General features: G+C 70.0%; 13 protein-coding genes. 5 read left to right on the top strand and 8 right to left on the bottom strand.

All coding sequences use genetic code 11. The annotated features are described in order from the left end of the window. Positions 1–55: 55 nt before the first annotated feature. Together NL1_RS30830 and NL1_RS30825 are read right to left on the bottom strand one after the other, a co-directional pair. Positions 56–604, bottom strand: a complete 549-nt coding sequence (locus NL1_RS30830; protein ID WP_067846823.1) for a hypothetical protein — start codon at positions 602–604, stop codon at positions 56–58. Continuing rightward, a complete protein-coding gene (locus NL1_RS30825; RefSeq protein ID WP_067846820.1) occupies positions 604–2,211 on the bottom strand; it encodes a DEAD/DEAH box helicase in 1,608 nt (535 codons plus the stop codon). Before NL1_RS30825 ends, NL1_RS30830 begins: the two co-directional genes overlap by 1 nt. A gap of 430 nt (positions 2,212–2,641) precedes the next feature. On the opposite strand from NL1_RS30825, the gene NL1_RS30815 reads away from it, so the two are divergent. Beyond that, positions 2,642–3,397, top strand: a complete 756-nt coding sequence (locus NL1_RS30815; protein WP_067846815.1) for a TetR/AcrR family transcriptional regulator — start codon at positions 2,642–2,644, stop codon at positions 3,395–3,397. 121 nt (positions 3,398–3,518) lie between these two features. Here NL1_RS30815 and NL1_RS39785 read toward each other — a convergent pair whose 3' ends face one another. Beyond that, positions 3,519–3,713 (bottom strand): DUF7455 domain-containing protein, encoded by a 195-nt coding sequence (locus tag NL1_RS39785; RefSeq protein ID WP_029903635.1) that lies wholly within the window; start codon positions 3,711–3,713, stop codon positions 3,519–3,521. Between the two features lie 275 nt (positions 3,714–3,988). Between NL1_RS39785 and NL1_RS30805 the strand changes: the two genes are divergently transcribed. Then, on the top strand, positions 3,989–4,348 hold the full coding sequence (locus tag NL1_RS30805) for a DUF952 domain-containing protein (RefSeq protein WP_067846812.1): 360 nt from the start codon (positions 3,989–3,991) through the stop codon (positions 4,346–4,348). Between the two features lie 10 nt (positions 4,349–4,358). On the opposite strand, the gene NL1_RS30800 is transcribed toward NL1_RS30805, so the two are convergent. Beyond that, entirely contained in the window at positions 4,359–5,006 is a 648-nt protein-coding gene (locus NL1_RS30800) for a response regulator (RefSeq protein WP_067846809.1), read from the bottom strand. Between the two features lie 46 nt (positions 5,007–5,052). After that, complete coding sequence (locus NL1_RS30795) at positions 5,053–6,315, bottom strand: sensor histidine kinase (RefSeq protein WP_245673661.1); 1,263 nt, start codon at positions 6,313–6,315, stop codon at positions 5,053–5,055. 183 nt (positions 6,316–6,498) lie between these two features. On the opposite strand from NL1_RS30795, the gene NL1_RS30790 reads away from it, so the two are divergent. Both NL1_RS30790 and NL1_RS30785 read left to right on the top strand, forming a co-directional pair. Further along, positions 6,499–6,981 (top strand): cation:proton antiporter regulatory subunit, encoded by a 483-nt coding sequence (locus NL1_RS30790; protein ID WP_067846803.1) that lies wholly within the window; start codon positions 6,499–6,501, stop codon positions 6,979–6,981. 3 nt (positions 6,982–6,984) lie between these two features. Beyond that, on the top strand, positions 6,985–8,166 hold the full coding sequence (locus tag NL1_RS30785) for a cation:proton antiporter (protein ID WP_067846800.1): 1,182 nt from the start codon (positions 6,985–6,987) through the stop codon (positions 8,164–8,166). 455 nt (positions 8,167–8,621) lie between these two features. Here NL1_RS30785 and NL1_RS40070 read toward each other — a convergent pair whose 3' ends face one another. The 3 genes from NL1_RS40070 to ppgK form a co-directional block, all read right to left on the bottom strand. Further along, positions 8,622–10,019, bottom strand: a complete 1,398-nt coding sequence (locus tag NL1_RS40070; RefSeq protein WP_218024512.1) for an MHYT domain-containing protein — start codon at positions 10,017–10,019, stop codon at positions 8,622–8,624. Positions 10,020–10,267: 248 nt separating this feature from the next. Then, positions 10,268–11,644, bottom strand: a complete 1,377-nt coding sequence (locus NL1_RS30775; protein ID WP_067846797.1) for an RNA polymerase sigma factor — start codon at positions 11,642–11,644, stop codon at positions 10,268–10,270. Between the two features lie 213 nt (positions 11,645–11,857). Next, positions 11,858–12,616 (bottom strand): polyphosphate--glucose phosphotransferase, encoded by a 759-nt coding sequence (gene ppgK / locus NL1_RS30770; RefSeq protein WP_067846794.1) that lies wholly within the window; start codon positions 12,614–12,616, stop codon positions 11,858–11,860. A gap of 169 nt (positions 12,617–12,785) precedes the next feature. Between ppgK and NL1_RS30765 the strand changes: the two genes are divergently transcribed. Next, a partial coding sequence (locus tag NL1_RS30765; RefSeq protein WP_281180879.1) for an inositol monophosphatase family protein occupies positions 12,786–13,280 on the top strand: 495 nt, incomplete at its 3' end.

The raw sequence follows: 13,280 nt of genomic DNA, 5'->3' as shown, positions 1-13,280 counted from the left end.
TGGGACAACCAGTTTCCGCTTCCGCGCGCACCGTCCAGCGGCCTGAGCTCTGGCCTCAGGCGAGCTCGAAGAAGCAGCCCGGGTCCAGCGTGTTGATCGGCGTCCAGCGCGACTGTTCGGCACGGACCTCCGAATCGCTGTGCGCCGCTTCGAAATACCCTTGGATGTCCAGCGCCAGCCGCGGGTTCTCGTCGACCCGGCGCGCGATGTCGTACAGCGTCGCCAGCACGTGGACGCAGCGCTCGGTGCGCGCCGAGCACGAGCAGTCGACGGCCGCGAGCTCCGGCGCCGGAGCCACGCCAGCGGTGCGGAGCGCGCGATGCATCTCGTCGGTCAGCAGCGTCGGATCCGGGATCACCGCGGCGATCGCGGCCACCGCCCTGCGGGTCAGCGGCGCGACCTCCAGATGTGTCACCGAGGCCTGCCCGCCGCGATGGAGGTGCGCGCGCACAATGCGGCCTTCGACGGTGGCCTGGATGCCCTGATTGCGGGCGATGGTGCGGGCGCGGGGCAGCAGCGGATCCGGCCGGGTCTGGCGCAGCGGTTCGGCCAGCCGCACCCAGTCCCTGCCCCAGGCGGTGTAGCCGAATTCGTTGTCCGCCATCAGTTCTCTCGCTTCCGTCGCAGGATCTCGACCAGCTGGTCGTCGTCGAGGCGGGCCAGCGCCGCGATGCCCGCCGAGTCCGACAGGTCGGTCAGCGCGGATTTGCGGTCGTGCATGCGCGCGATGTGCTCCTCGACGGTGGTGCCGGAGGTGAGGGTGGTGATGGTGACCGTGCGGGTCTGACCGATGCGGTGCGCCCGATCGGAGGCCTGCGCCTCCACCGCGGGATTCCACCAGCGGTCGAAGTGGACGACGTCGGCGGCGCGGGTCAGGGTGAGCCCGGTGCCCGCCGCCCGCAGGCTCAGCACCAGCACCGGCGGTCCGTCCGCGGCCTGGAAATCGCGCACGATCGCCGCGCGCTCGGCCTGGTTCAGCCCGCCGTGGAAGAACGGCGCGGTGACGCCGAACTGTTCGGCCAGATGGCGGACCAGCAGCTCACCGGTCTGCCGGTACTGGGTGAAAATCAGTGTCGGCGAATCGGTCTCGAGGTTGGTGGCCACGATGTCGGTGCACAGATCCAGCTTGCCCGACCGGCCGGGCAGCTCGGCGAGGTCGCCGGTCACCAGCCCGGGGTGGTTGCACACCTGCTTGAGCGCGGTCAGTGCGGCGAGCACGCGGCTCTGACGTTGCGCCCCGGAACCGAAGCCGTCGTCGATGGCCCGATCCAGCAGCCGGTCGTAGAGCGTCTCCTGTTCGGCGGTCAGATCGCAGAGCAGATCGGTGTGGATCTTGGCGGGTAACGCGGCGGCGACCTGGAACTTCTTGCGCGCCAGCACGACCGGTTCGATGGCGTCGCGCAGCCGGGCTGCGGCCGCGGCCGAACCCTCCTGGACGGGGCGGACGAAACGGCGGCGGAACTGACCGCGATGGGCGAACAGGCGCGGCGTGACCAGGTGCAGCAGCGCCCACAGTTCTTCGAGGTGGTTCTCCATCGGCGTGCCGGTCAGCGCCACCTTGGCGGGGCTGACGAGGGCGCGGGCGGCCTTGGCGAGCTGGGTGCGCGGGTTCTTCAACGCCTGTGCCTCGTCGAACACCGCGGTCGCCCAGCCGTGTTCGGCGAGCACGTGACCGTGCAGCCGCAGGATCGGGTAGCCGACCACGACGACGTCACCGGGGCCCGCGGTCAGCTCGCCGCCGCGCCAGCCGATCGGGTGCAGATCCGGTGCGAAACGGGTGATCTCGTGCGCCCAGTTTCCGACGAGCGAGGTCGGGCAGGCCACCAGCTGCGCGCCTTCGGTCGCACGCCCGAGCAGAAAACCGATGGCCTGCACGGTTTTCCCGAGACCCATCTCGTCGGCGAGCACCGCACCGCCGAAGGCCGCGGTGGTCTCGGTCAGCCAGCCGACCCCGCGCGCTTGATAGGGGCGCAGGTCGGCGTGCAGCGTCGTCGCGAGGTCGGCGGCCACCGCCTCCGTGTCCAACAGGGTTCGCAGCGCGCGGGCGGCGGACACGATCGCGGTGCCCGCGGCGTCCGGTACGGCGTGGGCGGCTGCGGGCAGTGCGTCGACGGGTTCGGCGTGGCGCAGGACCGTTTGCCAGGCTCGCAGCGAGGGGCCCGTGTCGGGTAGTGGCGATGCCGAGGATTGGTCGGCGGTCTTCGCCGGGATCGAGCCGGCCGAGTGCGTGCGATCCGAGTGACTGTCCTCGGCGGGCGGCCGTGGTGCGGGGGATGGGTCGGTGGATGTCGTCGCGATCGAGTCCGCCGAAGGCGCCCGATTCGAGTGACCCTCGACGGGCGAACCGTTGCTCGAATCCAGCGCGGCGAGATCGGCGGGCGAGATCAGCGCGCAGTCGACCTCGGTGATTTCGATGGCCCCGCGCGGCCCGATCGGCAGCGCCAGCGTGAGGGTCTCCCGGTCGCCGAGATCGGCGGGCGCGCGTCCGGTGCCGCGACCGGTCCAGGTCCACAGTGCGAAGAGGTGACGGTCGGGCAGGTAGGTGGCTTGTGTGCTGGGCAGAGCGAACCCCTAGATCGTCGTATGGCGTACGGAGTATCGTGACAACGTAGACCGTACCGGGTTTGTTCCGAGGAGTCCCTTGCCCGAGCAGAGCGACGACGACCAGGCGCGACAACTGCTGCACCTGCTGTGGCGGCAGTCGCTGCCGCCGCGCGCGGGCGGGCGCGGGCCGAAGCAGACGGTCAGCGTCGACGCCGTGGTCGCGGCGGCCGTGGCGCTGGCCGACCGTGACGGGTACGAGAAGGTGTCGATCCGCGCGGTCGCGGGCGAGCTGGGCCTGCGGCCGATGAGCCTGTACACCTACGTGCCGAGCAAGGAAGCGCTGGCCGTACTGATGGTCGACGCCGTCGCCGCGGAGGACGTGCCCATTCCCGCGACGCTGCCGGTGCGCGAGCGGATGGCCGAGATCGCGCGCCAGGCCCGTGCCGAGGTGCTGGCGCACCCGTGGCTGCTGGAGGTGTCGCCGTGGCGCGCGGTGCTCGGGCCGGGCCGGATGCGGCGCTACGAGCGTCAGCTGGCGGCCATCGAGGGAATCGGTCTCACGGACCTCGCGATGGACCGGGCGATCGCGGTGCTGACCGAATTCGCCACCGGGAACGCGCGGATGGCGGTGGCCGCGGCCCGCGGCGCGGCGGAGCTGACCGACGCGCAGTGGTGGGAGCGGTACGGTCCCGAGCTGGCCCGGGTCATGCCGCTCGGGGAGTTCCCGCTCGCCGGACGGGTCGGCGCGGCGGTGGGGGAGCGGTATCAGGCGCCCGCGGATCCGGACGGCGCTTTCGAGTTCGGGGTGAGCAGGCTGCTGGACGGGATCCTCGCCGAGCTCGGCGCGAGCTGATGTGACCTAGAACACTGTGACGCAGAGTCTCGAACACGCCCGCAGCGGGCGACATTTCGTCGCCCGCTGCGGAAGCTGTGTTCTGTTGTTCGATGCTGTTGTGTCGGGAAGCGAAAACCGGTCAGAGGGCGGGAGCCGACTCCGTGTCGATCACGGCCTCGAGCTCACGCAGCCGATCCATGTGTTCGTTCGCGTGATGCTGGCAGAAGAGCAACTCTCCACCTGCGGGCAGAACGGCACGCACTCGGGCAGCCGCCCCGCAACGGTCGCAACGATCGACCGCGGTCAGTGGGGTGCTTGTCAGGGTTCCTGGCATGACTCCTCCGTCCTGGCTCCCGGCACTACAGTCCGTTCACCTGGTGTGGGGCCCGTGGTCACTCACCACGAGCTCGCTACCGCTACTTCCCAGCAGTGGTATGACTACTCTGTCAGACGTTCGGGACGGGGGCATTGTTCCCGCAAGTGATTCTGTGTGTTTTCTCTAACACGACCTGGGATTTCGCTCATGGCGAACATCCCAGCTCGGGGATCGGACGGCACTCGATCACCCCACGAACACGCCTATCCAGTTGGTCTGTTGGGAGATTACCCGTGACCTACGACACTCACACGCTGGTTCACATCTGTACTTTGCCCGAGTGGCGCAACGCGCGGCAAACTGGCGAGCATCGGCCACCGTCGTTGGCCGAGGTCGGTTTCGTTCACCTGTCCACACCGCAGCAGGCGCACCTGCCCGCCAACCGGCTCTTCGCCGGCCGTCGTGACCTGGTGCTCTTGCGTATCGACGCGAATCTGCTCGTGGATCCGGTGAAATGGGAGCCGGGCGTGCCGACGGATCCGGAGTCGATGCTGTTCCCTCACCTCTACGGACCACTCCCTGTGAGCACCGTCACATCGGTGGACGAGTACACACCGGGCCCGGACGGCACCTTCGCACCGCTGACGGGCTGAGTGCCGCCGATCAGCGCTCGCGTGCCTGCCGCGCGAGAATCGCGGCCTGAACACGGGACCGCACACCGAGTTTGGTGAGCACGCGCGAGACGTGGGTCTTCACCGTGGTCTCCCCGATGAACAGCCGCGCCGCGATCTGCGCGTTCGACAGACCGTCGCCGAGGCAGTCGAGGACCTCGCGTTCGCGTTCGGTGAGATCGGCGAACCCGTCCGGTGCGGCGGGTTCGACGTCGGCGGCGGTGGACGCGAACGCGGCGATCACGGCACGGGTGACCTCCGGCGCCAGCACCCCGTCGCCCGCGTCGACCGCGCGCACCGCGTCGACGAGTGCTTGTCCCGACGTGGATTTCAGCACGAAGCCGGACGCGCCCGCGCGCAAGGTGCGAAAGACGTACTCGTCCAGATCGAAGGTGGTGAGGATCAGCACCCGCGCCAGGGCATCGGCGGTGATGCGCTCGGTGGCGGTGATGCCGTCCACGCCGGGCATCCGCACATCCATCAGCACCACATCGGGCCGCAGCGCCTTCGCCTGGGCCACCGCGATATCGCCGTCGGCGGCCTCGCCGATCACTTCGATGCCTTCGGTGCTGTCCAGGATCATCCGCAACCCGGCGCGGATCGCGCCGTGATCGTCGGCGATCAGCACGCGAATCGTCATGCCACCTCCGCTGTTCGGGGTATGCCCGCGCCTCGCAGGCGTTCGCTCATGCCCGCGCCTCGCCTGCCCTCGGCTCCGGCATCTCCCGATAGCCCCGCGCCTCGCCCGCGCTCGGCTCCGGCAGGCCGAGCGGCAGCCGGGCGCGCACCGTCCAGTCGCCCGCGTCCGGTCCGGCGGTGAAGCTGCCGCCCAGCGCCGCGGCGCGCTCGCGCATGTTCACCAGACCCCGGCGCGTCGCCGCGGAATCGGCGGGCTCGGACGAAACCGTCACGGCACGCGCCGGATTGCGCACCGAGACGTCGAGTGTCGCCGGATCGGCGCGCACCGCGATGTCGACGCGCTGACCGGGCGCGTGCTTCATCGCATTCGTCAACGCCTCCTGGATGATTCGGTAGGCGGCCTGGTCCACCGCGCTGGGCAGCGGCGTGTCGTCCAGTGAATCGGCCACGCGCACCGACGTTCCCGCCGACCGGGCGGCGTCCACCAGCATCGGCAGCTGGGCCAGCGTGCGCGGGGCGGCGGGCTCGTCCTCCGCACCGTCGTCGCGGCGCAGCAGACCGATCATGGTGCGCATCTCCTGGAGCGCGCTGACGCTGTTGGCGCGGATCGATCCGAGGATCCCGGTGATCGCGGGATCGGGATCCCGGCGGGTCAGCACGCCGAGCGCCGCCTCGGACTGGATCGCGATCGCCGAGAGGTGCCCCGCGATGACGTCGTGCAGATCGCGTGCCATCGTCTTGCGCTCGTCGGCGACGGCCGCGCGCCGATCCAGCTCCGCCACCAGAGCCATCGCCTGCGCTCGCGCGCGTTCGGCCTCGGCGATCTCCTTGTGGGTCCGCACCGACAGCCCCCACCAGATCGGCGTGCCGACGAAGGTGGCCGCCGCCGCGACCGCGAGCACCAGCACCCGCCAGTCGCCGGTCAGCGTGAACACCGCGACGGCGAGCACCGACGACAGCGCGGCGCAGCCGATCGCCACCCAACGCGAGACCGTGCGCGTGCCGTACAGGACGGACGCATAGATCAGATCCGAGTGGATGATCCACACCGGCACCGTCGCGCCGAGCGCCAGATCGATGCCGAGCGGAACCAGGCCCGCCAGCAGGGCCGCCAGCGGCACCCGCCGCCGCAGCAGCGACGCCGCGCACAGCACCGCGAGCACACCGAACCGGACGCCGAGCGACGGGTCGCCGCTGCGGCTGGCCATCGGGTACAGCCCGGACAGGTACAGGATCGCGCCGAAGAGGAACGCGGAGGCCGCCACCAGCGCGTCCTGCGCGGTCGCCGACAACGCGTTCCACTGCTTCACCGACTCATCACAGCACACGCGCGGACGGGCGCGGGTCCGCCGAAGTAATGACGCGCGGTCGGAGGTTCGGTGGCACTGCCGGCCGGGTACTGCCTTGTGATGGTGGTTCCCGAGCTGGCTCTCATCGCGGCGCCATCGGCGGCCTTGCCGCTGGTCGAATCTTTCAAGAGTTAGGCTGAACAAGTGAACGTCGACGTCACCGCACTACCTGGTATCGGGGTACGCAAAGACTTCGAGGCCCGGTCGGGCCGCCGGATCGGCGTGGTCGACCACCGCGATGGAAGCATCGATCTGATCGTTTCCAAACTCGACGACCCGGACGCGTGCGCCGCGCAGGTGCCGCTGACGAGCGACGAGGCGGCGGTGCTCGCCAACCTGCTCGGCGCCCCGCAACTGGTGGCCCAACTCCGCGAGGACCATCGCGACCTGCCCGGCATCACCACCCGGCAGCTGCCGATCGCCGACGATTCGCCGTACGACGGCCGCGCCCTCGGCGAGACGGCGATGCGCACCCGCACCAAGGTCTCGATCGTCGCGGTGATGCGCGCCGGTCAGCTGCATCCCTCGCCCGGACCCGATTTCACCTTCGCCGCCGACGACCTGCTCGTGGTCGTCGGCACCCCCGACGGCTTGGACGCCGCCGCGAAGATCCTGTCGCACGGTTGACCTGTGACCACTCCCGCGCTCGCCCTCCTCGAGCTCGGAGCGGTACTTTTCGCTCTCGGCATGCTGGGGCGGGTGGCGGGACGGTTCGGCATGTCGCCGATCCCGCTGTATCTGCTGGGGGGATTGGCGTTCGGGTCGGGCGGGTTCATCGAACTCACCGAGGCGAACGAATTCGGCCATGTCGCCGGCGAGATCGGTGTCGTGCTGCTGCTTCTGCTGCTCGGCCTGGAATTCACCGCCGCCGAGCTGGTGACCGGTCTGCGACGATCCTGGCCCGCGGGGTTGGTCGACATCGTCGTCAACGCGATCCCCGGCGCGGTGGTGGCGCTGTTACTCGGCTGGGGCATCGTCGGCGCGATCACCATGGGCGGAGTCACCTACATCTCCTCCTCGGGCATCGTCGCCAAGGTGCTCGACGATCTGGGGCGGCTCGGTAACCGCGAAACCCCGGTCGTGCTCTCGATTCTGGTGTTCGAGGATCTGGCCATGGCGGTGTACCTGCCGATCCTCACCTCCCTGCTCGCGGGACTGAGCTTCCTGAGCGGACTGCGGGGGCTCGCCCTCGCGCTGACGACGATCACGCTGGTGCTGCTGGTGGCGCTGCGGTACGGCCGCTACGTGTCGGCGGTCGTGGACAGCTCCGACAACGAGGTGTTCCTGCTCAAGTTGCTCGGCGCGGCGCTGCTGGTGGCGGGCGTCGCCTCGGCGCTGAACGTCTCGGCGGTGGTCGGCGCGTTCCTGCTCGGCATCGCGATCTCCGGATCGACGGCGCACCAGGCCGCGAAACTGCTGGAGCCGCTGCGGGATCTGTTCGCGGCCATCTTCTTCGTCGCCTTCGGGTTGAGCACCGACCCGCGCGCGATCCCGCCGGTGCTCGGCTGGGCGGTGCTGCTGGCCGTGGTCACCACGGTGACCAAGGTCGCGACCGGGTGGTGGGCCGCGGGCAGGCAGGGCATCCGGCGGATGGGCCGTGCCAGGGCGGGTGCGGCGCTGGTGGCGCGCGGCGAATTCTCGATCGTCATCGCGGGATTGGCGGTGAGCGTGGGCGCGGTCGACAGTGACTTGGCCCCACTCGCCTCGGCCTATGTGCTGCTGATGGCGGTCCTCGGTCCGATCGCGGCGCGCGTGGTGGAGCCCGTGGTGCGTTTCGTGCGACCCGAGCCCGGCCCCGCGGTCCCGGCTTAGCGCGCTTCGGCGTTCGGCGCGGGTCCGGAAGGCGGTGGTGATCCCGTCTGCCGAGAGACCGACGAGGGCCGCGCGCAGGTGGCCGTAGTCGGTGAAGGCGAGCCCGATTCAGATCGCCGCGACGAGCGCCGCCCAGACCATCCGGACGATGTCGCGAAATCGGACTGCCATCGCGGCGGGCGCGGCCGTGAACCTGTAGCTGGGTCGACGTCCACAGCGATGGTCACGCACAGCGGAACGAGGCCGCTTTGCGATGGCGTGACCGATGCCGGTGAGCAGCGTGGCGCCGATGGATGATCAGCCACGGAAAGTCGCCCTCGGCCCAGAACACGGAGGCCACCAGCCCCCGCACCGGATCGGGATCGCGATGACGGTGGCGTCCGGCTTGGCTGGCGAAGGGCCGCGCGCCTGTAGCGATCGGGGCTGTAGGCGGGCCCGCCCAGGGGTGCGCCGTACTACTTCCGGCGTGGAACGTCGCGGGTCGTAGGCCAGTACGGTGTCCCGCTGTTCGGCGCCGCGGAGACCGGAGGCGACTTCGGCTGGGGCTCCCGACGGGCCGGTGGAGTAGCGAAGTGTTCGGCGGCAGGTCCGGTGGTGGCGGCATGCGGCGGTGGAGTTGCGGGGTGTTCGGCGGGGGGCGCCGTGGTGGCGGCATGCGGCGGTGGAGTTGTGAGGTGGTTGCCCTCGGGTCTGGTGATGGCGGCATGCAGCGGTGGAGCGGTGAATTGCTCGTCCGGGGATCCTGTGGTGGTGGCCCGCGATAGCAGCGCCGCGAGGTGCTCGGCGGCGGGTCCCGGGGCGGCAGGGTGCAGCGGTGGAGTTGCGGGGTGTTCGGCTGTGGGCCCGGTGGTGGTGGCCCGCGATAGCGGAGCTGCGGGGTGTTCGGCGGCGGGTCCCGTGGTGGCAGCGTGTAGTGCTCGAGTTGCGGGGTGTTCGGCGGCAGGTCTCATGGTGGCGGCATGCAGTGCTGGAGCCGTGAGGTGTCCGGCGGCGGATCCCGCGGTGCCGGGCCGTTGCGGCGGAGTCGCGCGGTGCTCGGTGGCGGGTCGCACGGCGGCGGCCCGCCGGGGTGTCGGCGCGAGGTCCTCGGCGGCGGGGCGGACGGCGGCCGCGCGCAGCGGCGGCAGATCGATGTCGTGCTCGATCGAGGTGAGACTCACCGCGATCAACAGCAGCATCGTCACGATGCTGATGCCCACGATCAGCGGCGCGAGCAACTGCATCGCCCCCGTGCCTCCGACCGGCCCGTCGTGGCCCGAGTCGTGCGCGTGCATCGAGGCCATGCCGGTGTAGTGCATGCCGCACACGGCGAGACCCATGATCGCGGCCGCGCCGGTGGTGGCGAGAAAACCGTTGACCCGCAACGTGAACCACAATGCCACGGTCGCCGCGACGACCGCGATCGCCACCGAAAGCGCCACCATCGCCAAGTCGTAGCGGATGGTCGCGCTCGACTTCATCGCGAACATACCGACGTAGTGCATGGCCGCCACGCCGACCCCCGTGACGGCGCCGCCCGTGAGCAGGGCGGCCAGCGTCGGCTGCGGCGTCACCACGAGGAACAGCCCGATGCCGACCACGATGATCGCGGTCGCGGCGCTTAGCAGGGTGAGCGGGACGTCGTAGCGAATCTCCACGCCGCTGATCGAAAAGCCCAGCATCGCAATGAAATGCATGACCCAGATGCCGGTGCCGCCGATGGCGAACGCGGCGAGTACCAGCCAGCCCGCCCTGCCCTGCGCCCCACGACCCCGTGCGGCACACTGCAATCCGAGTAGTGACCCGGTGAAGGACATGATGTAGGCCAGCAGGGGTGTCAGCCACCCGTAGCTGAAGTGGTGAATGTCGTGCACGTGATCCCCATGGCTGGGCCGAGACCGCCCGGCGACTGAAAAACTTGTGCGTCACTGTACGACAGCTCGGGTCGCAAAGACGTGTTCCCCGAAGTGTTTTGGATCACCTTCGTGTTTTGGTTCCATTTGGAAAGTGGTATAGCGCGCTCTACGGTGGCGCGGCACGAACGACAACGGGCCCGCACTCCCGTCCGCCGCCGAAAGGGTAAGCGGCACAGGGGAATGCGGGCCCGAAGGTCCGTGCGGTGTCAGTCCAGGTAGTCGCGCAGCACCTGGGAGCGGCTGGGGTGGCGCAGCTTGCTCATCGTCTTGGACTCGATCTGACGGATGCGCTCACGGGTGACCCCGTACACCTGACCGATCTCGTCGAGGGTGCGCGGCTGGCCGTCGGTGAGGCCGAAGCGCAGCCGGACCACGCCCGCCTCGCGCTCGGACAGCGTCTCCAGCACCGACTGCAGCTGATCCTGCAGCAGGGTGAAGCTCACCGCGTCGACCGCGACCACGGCCTCGGAGTCTTCGATGAAGTCGCCGAGCTGGCTGTCGCCCTCGTCGCCGATGGTCTGGTCCAGCGAGATCGGTTCACGCGCGTACTGCTGGATCTCCAGCACCTTCTCCGGCGTGATGTCCATTTCCTTGGCCAGCTCCTCCGGCGTGGGCTCGCGGCCCAGGTCCTGGAGCAGCTCGCGCTGGATGCGGCCGAGCTTGTTGATGACCTCGACCATGTGCACCGGGATGCGGATGGTGCGGGCCTGGTCGGCCATGGCGCGGGTGATGGCCTGCCGGATCCACCAGGTGGCGTACGTAGAGAACTTGTAGCCCTTGGTGTAGTCGAACTTCTCCACCGCGCGGATGAGACCCAGGTTGCCCTCCTGGATCAGGTCCAGGAACGCCATGCCGCGGCCGGTGTAGCGCTTGGCCAGCGACACGACGAGTCGCAGGTTGGCCTCGAGGAGATGGTTCTTGGCCCGGTTGCCGTCGCGCACGATCCAGTTGAAATCGCGGCGCATCGCGACCGGCAGCTTCTCGCCCGCCTCGGCGAATTCGCGCACCTTCTCCGCCGCGTAGAGACCGGCCTCGATCCGCTTGGCGAGCTCGACCTCCTCCTCGGCGTTGAGCAGCGCGACCTTGCCGATCTGCTTGAGGTAGGCACGCACCGAGTCGGCGGAGGCGGTGAGCTCGGCGTCCTTGCGCGCCTGGCGCAGCGCCTCGGACTCCTCCTCGTCCCAGACGAAATCGCCGGAGGCCTTGTCCTTCGCCGACGGCTCCTCGGCGCCCTCGGCTTCGGTTTCCTCGTCGGCGGCGTCCTCGGCGGTGTCGTCCGCCAAGTCCGCGTCGTCGGCGAGTTCGCCCTCGTCGACCTCCAGATCGTCCAGATCCTCGAGGTCGAGAGCCTCGTCTTCGATCGTCTCTTCGGCGCCGGGCTCGCCGTCCGGGCCCGCCTTCTTGGCGGCGGCCTTCTTCGCGGGAGCCTTCTTCGCCGCGGCCTTCTTCGCGGGCGCCTTCTTGGCCGCCGCCTTCTTGGCCGGGGCCTTCTTGGCGGCAGCCTTGCGGACCGGCCGTGCTGCGGTTACATCTTCGGAGTCGGCGTCGGCCGATTCGGCGGTCTGACGGGTCGTGGCTACCACGTACGCCCTTTCGTGACGGTCTCGTGCGGCGTCACGCCAGAGTGGTGTTCCGGCGGAGCGGTCTGTCGGGTTTCACCGGCGGAGGGCCGGTCGGGTTTCTCCGGCTCACCGCCGGGCATGTTCCATTGTAACGATCCAACCAGGGTACTCACGGCACGATGCCACTTGTCGCACGCCCGCCTGGCGCGTTTTCCGCGTCGTTGCTCGCGCGGGTCACGGGACGATACCCGCGTCGATCGCCATGGCCGCGCCGACGATGCCCGCGGTATTGCGCAGATGGGCGGGAACCACCGGAGTTCGGTTGGTCAGCAACGGAATCCACTGATCGGCGTCGCGGCTGATGCCGCCGCCCGCGACGAACACATTCGGCCAGAACAGGTTCTCGAGACCGATCAGTACGGTACTGACCTCTGCGGCCCACTGCTCGTAGCTGAGGCCGTTGCGATCCTTGATCGACGCCGCGGCGCGGTGCTCGGCCTCCATGCCGCCGATCTCGAGGTGGCCGAGTTCGCTGTTGGGCACCAGCGTGCCGTTGTACAGCAGCGCCGAGCCGATGCCGGTGCCGAAGGTCAGTAGCAGCACCAGCCCGTCGAACTGTTGCGCCGCGCCGTAGCGGTCCTCGGCGAGTCCGGCCGCGTCCGCGTCGTTGAGCACCGTCAGCGGCCTGCCGCCGAGCGCCTCGGAGAACAGGGCGCGCGCGTCGGTGCCGATCCAGGTCTTGTCGATATTGGCGGCGGTGCGCGTCACGCCGTCGAGCACCACGGCGGGCATCGTGATGCCCACCGGACCGGACCAGTCGGCCTCGGCGACCAGCTTGGCCACCGCGTCGGCGACGGCCTGCGGGGTCGAGGGATGCGGGGTCGCGATCTTGATCCGCTCGTGCACCAGCTCGCCGGTGGCCAGGTCGACGACGCCGCCCTTGACGCCGCTGCCACCGATGTCGATACCGAATGCGTGCCCCCGAGCGGACATGGCAGACCCCTTGTTCCCATAGCTGGCCGGTGTGATGACAGCGCCCGCCGCACCGGGCCCACGTCGCCGCCGGAGCAGGTGCGGTGGGGTGCCCGACGACGGCGCTGTGTCGTGCACGACAAGAGTAATGCGCGATCGATGCTGCGCGCCTCGGAGGATCTGTGATGCGATGGACGGCGTGCCGGAATCCACCACCCCTGTAGCCGAAGACTCCGCCGCCGACACGCGGGAGACCGCGTCCGAACTGCGCAGCCTCGCGGTCGAGCTCGCCGAGCGAGCCGCCGCGCACGTGCGCGCCCGCCGCCCCGAAGTGTTCGGCCCGGCGGGAGCCGCGGCCGACGGGGCCGTGCAGACCAAAGGCCACGCCACCGACCCGGTGACCGTGGTGGACACCGAGAGCGAGCAGCTGATCCGCGCGCTGCTCGCCGAGCGCCGCCCCGGCGACCCGATTCTCGGTGAGGAAGGCGGCGGCAGCCTGTCCGCCGACGACGACGCGGTGCACTGGGTGGTCGACCCGATCGACGGCACCGTCAACTTCCTCTACGGCATCCCCGGATACGCCGTCTCGGTGGCCGCGATGCGCAACGGAAGGTCCGTGGCGGGCGCGGTGGTCGACGTCGCGCGGGCGGTGACCTACAGCGCCGCGGCCGGCTCGGGCGCCACG

The sequence above is a fragment of the Nocardia lijiangensis NBRC 108240 genome (assembly GCF_001613045.1).
GTDB lineage: Bacteria > Actinomycetota > Actinomycetes > Mycobacteriales > Mycobacteriaceae > Nocardia > Nocardia lijiangensis.
The sequence above is the reverse complement of the archived record's forward strand: the minus strand, read 5'-3'. Positions and strand labels throughout refer to the sequence as shown.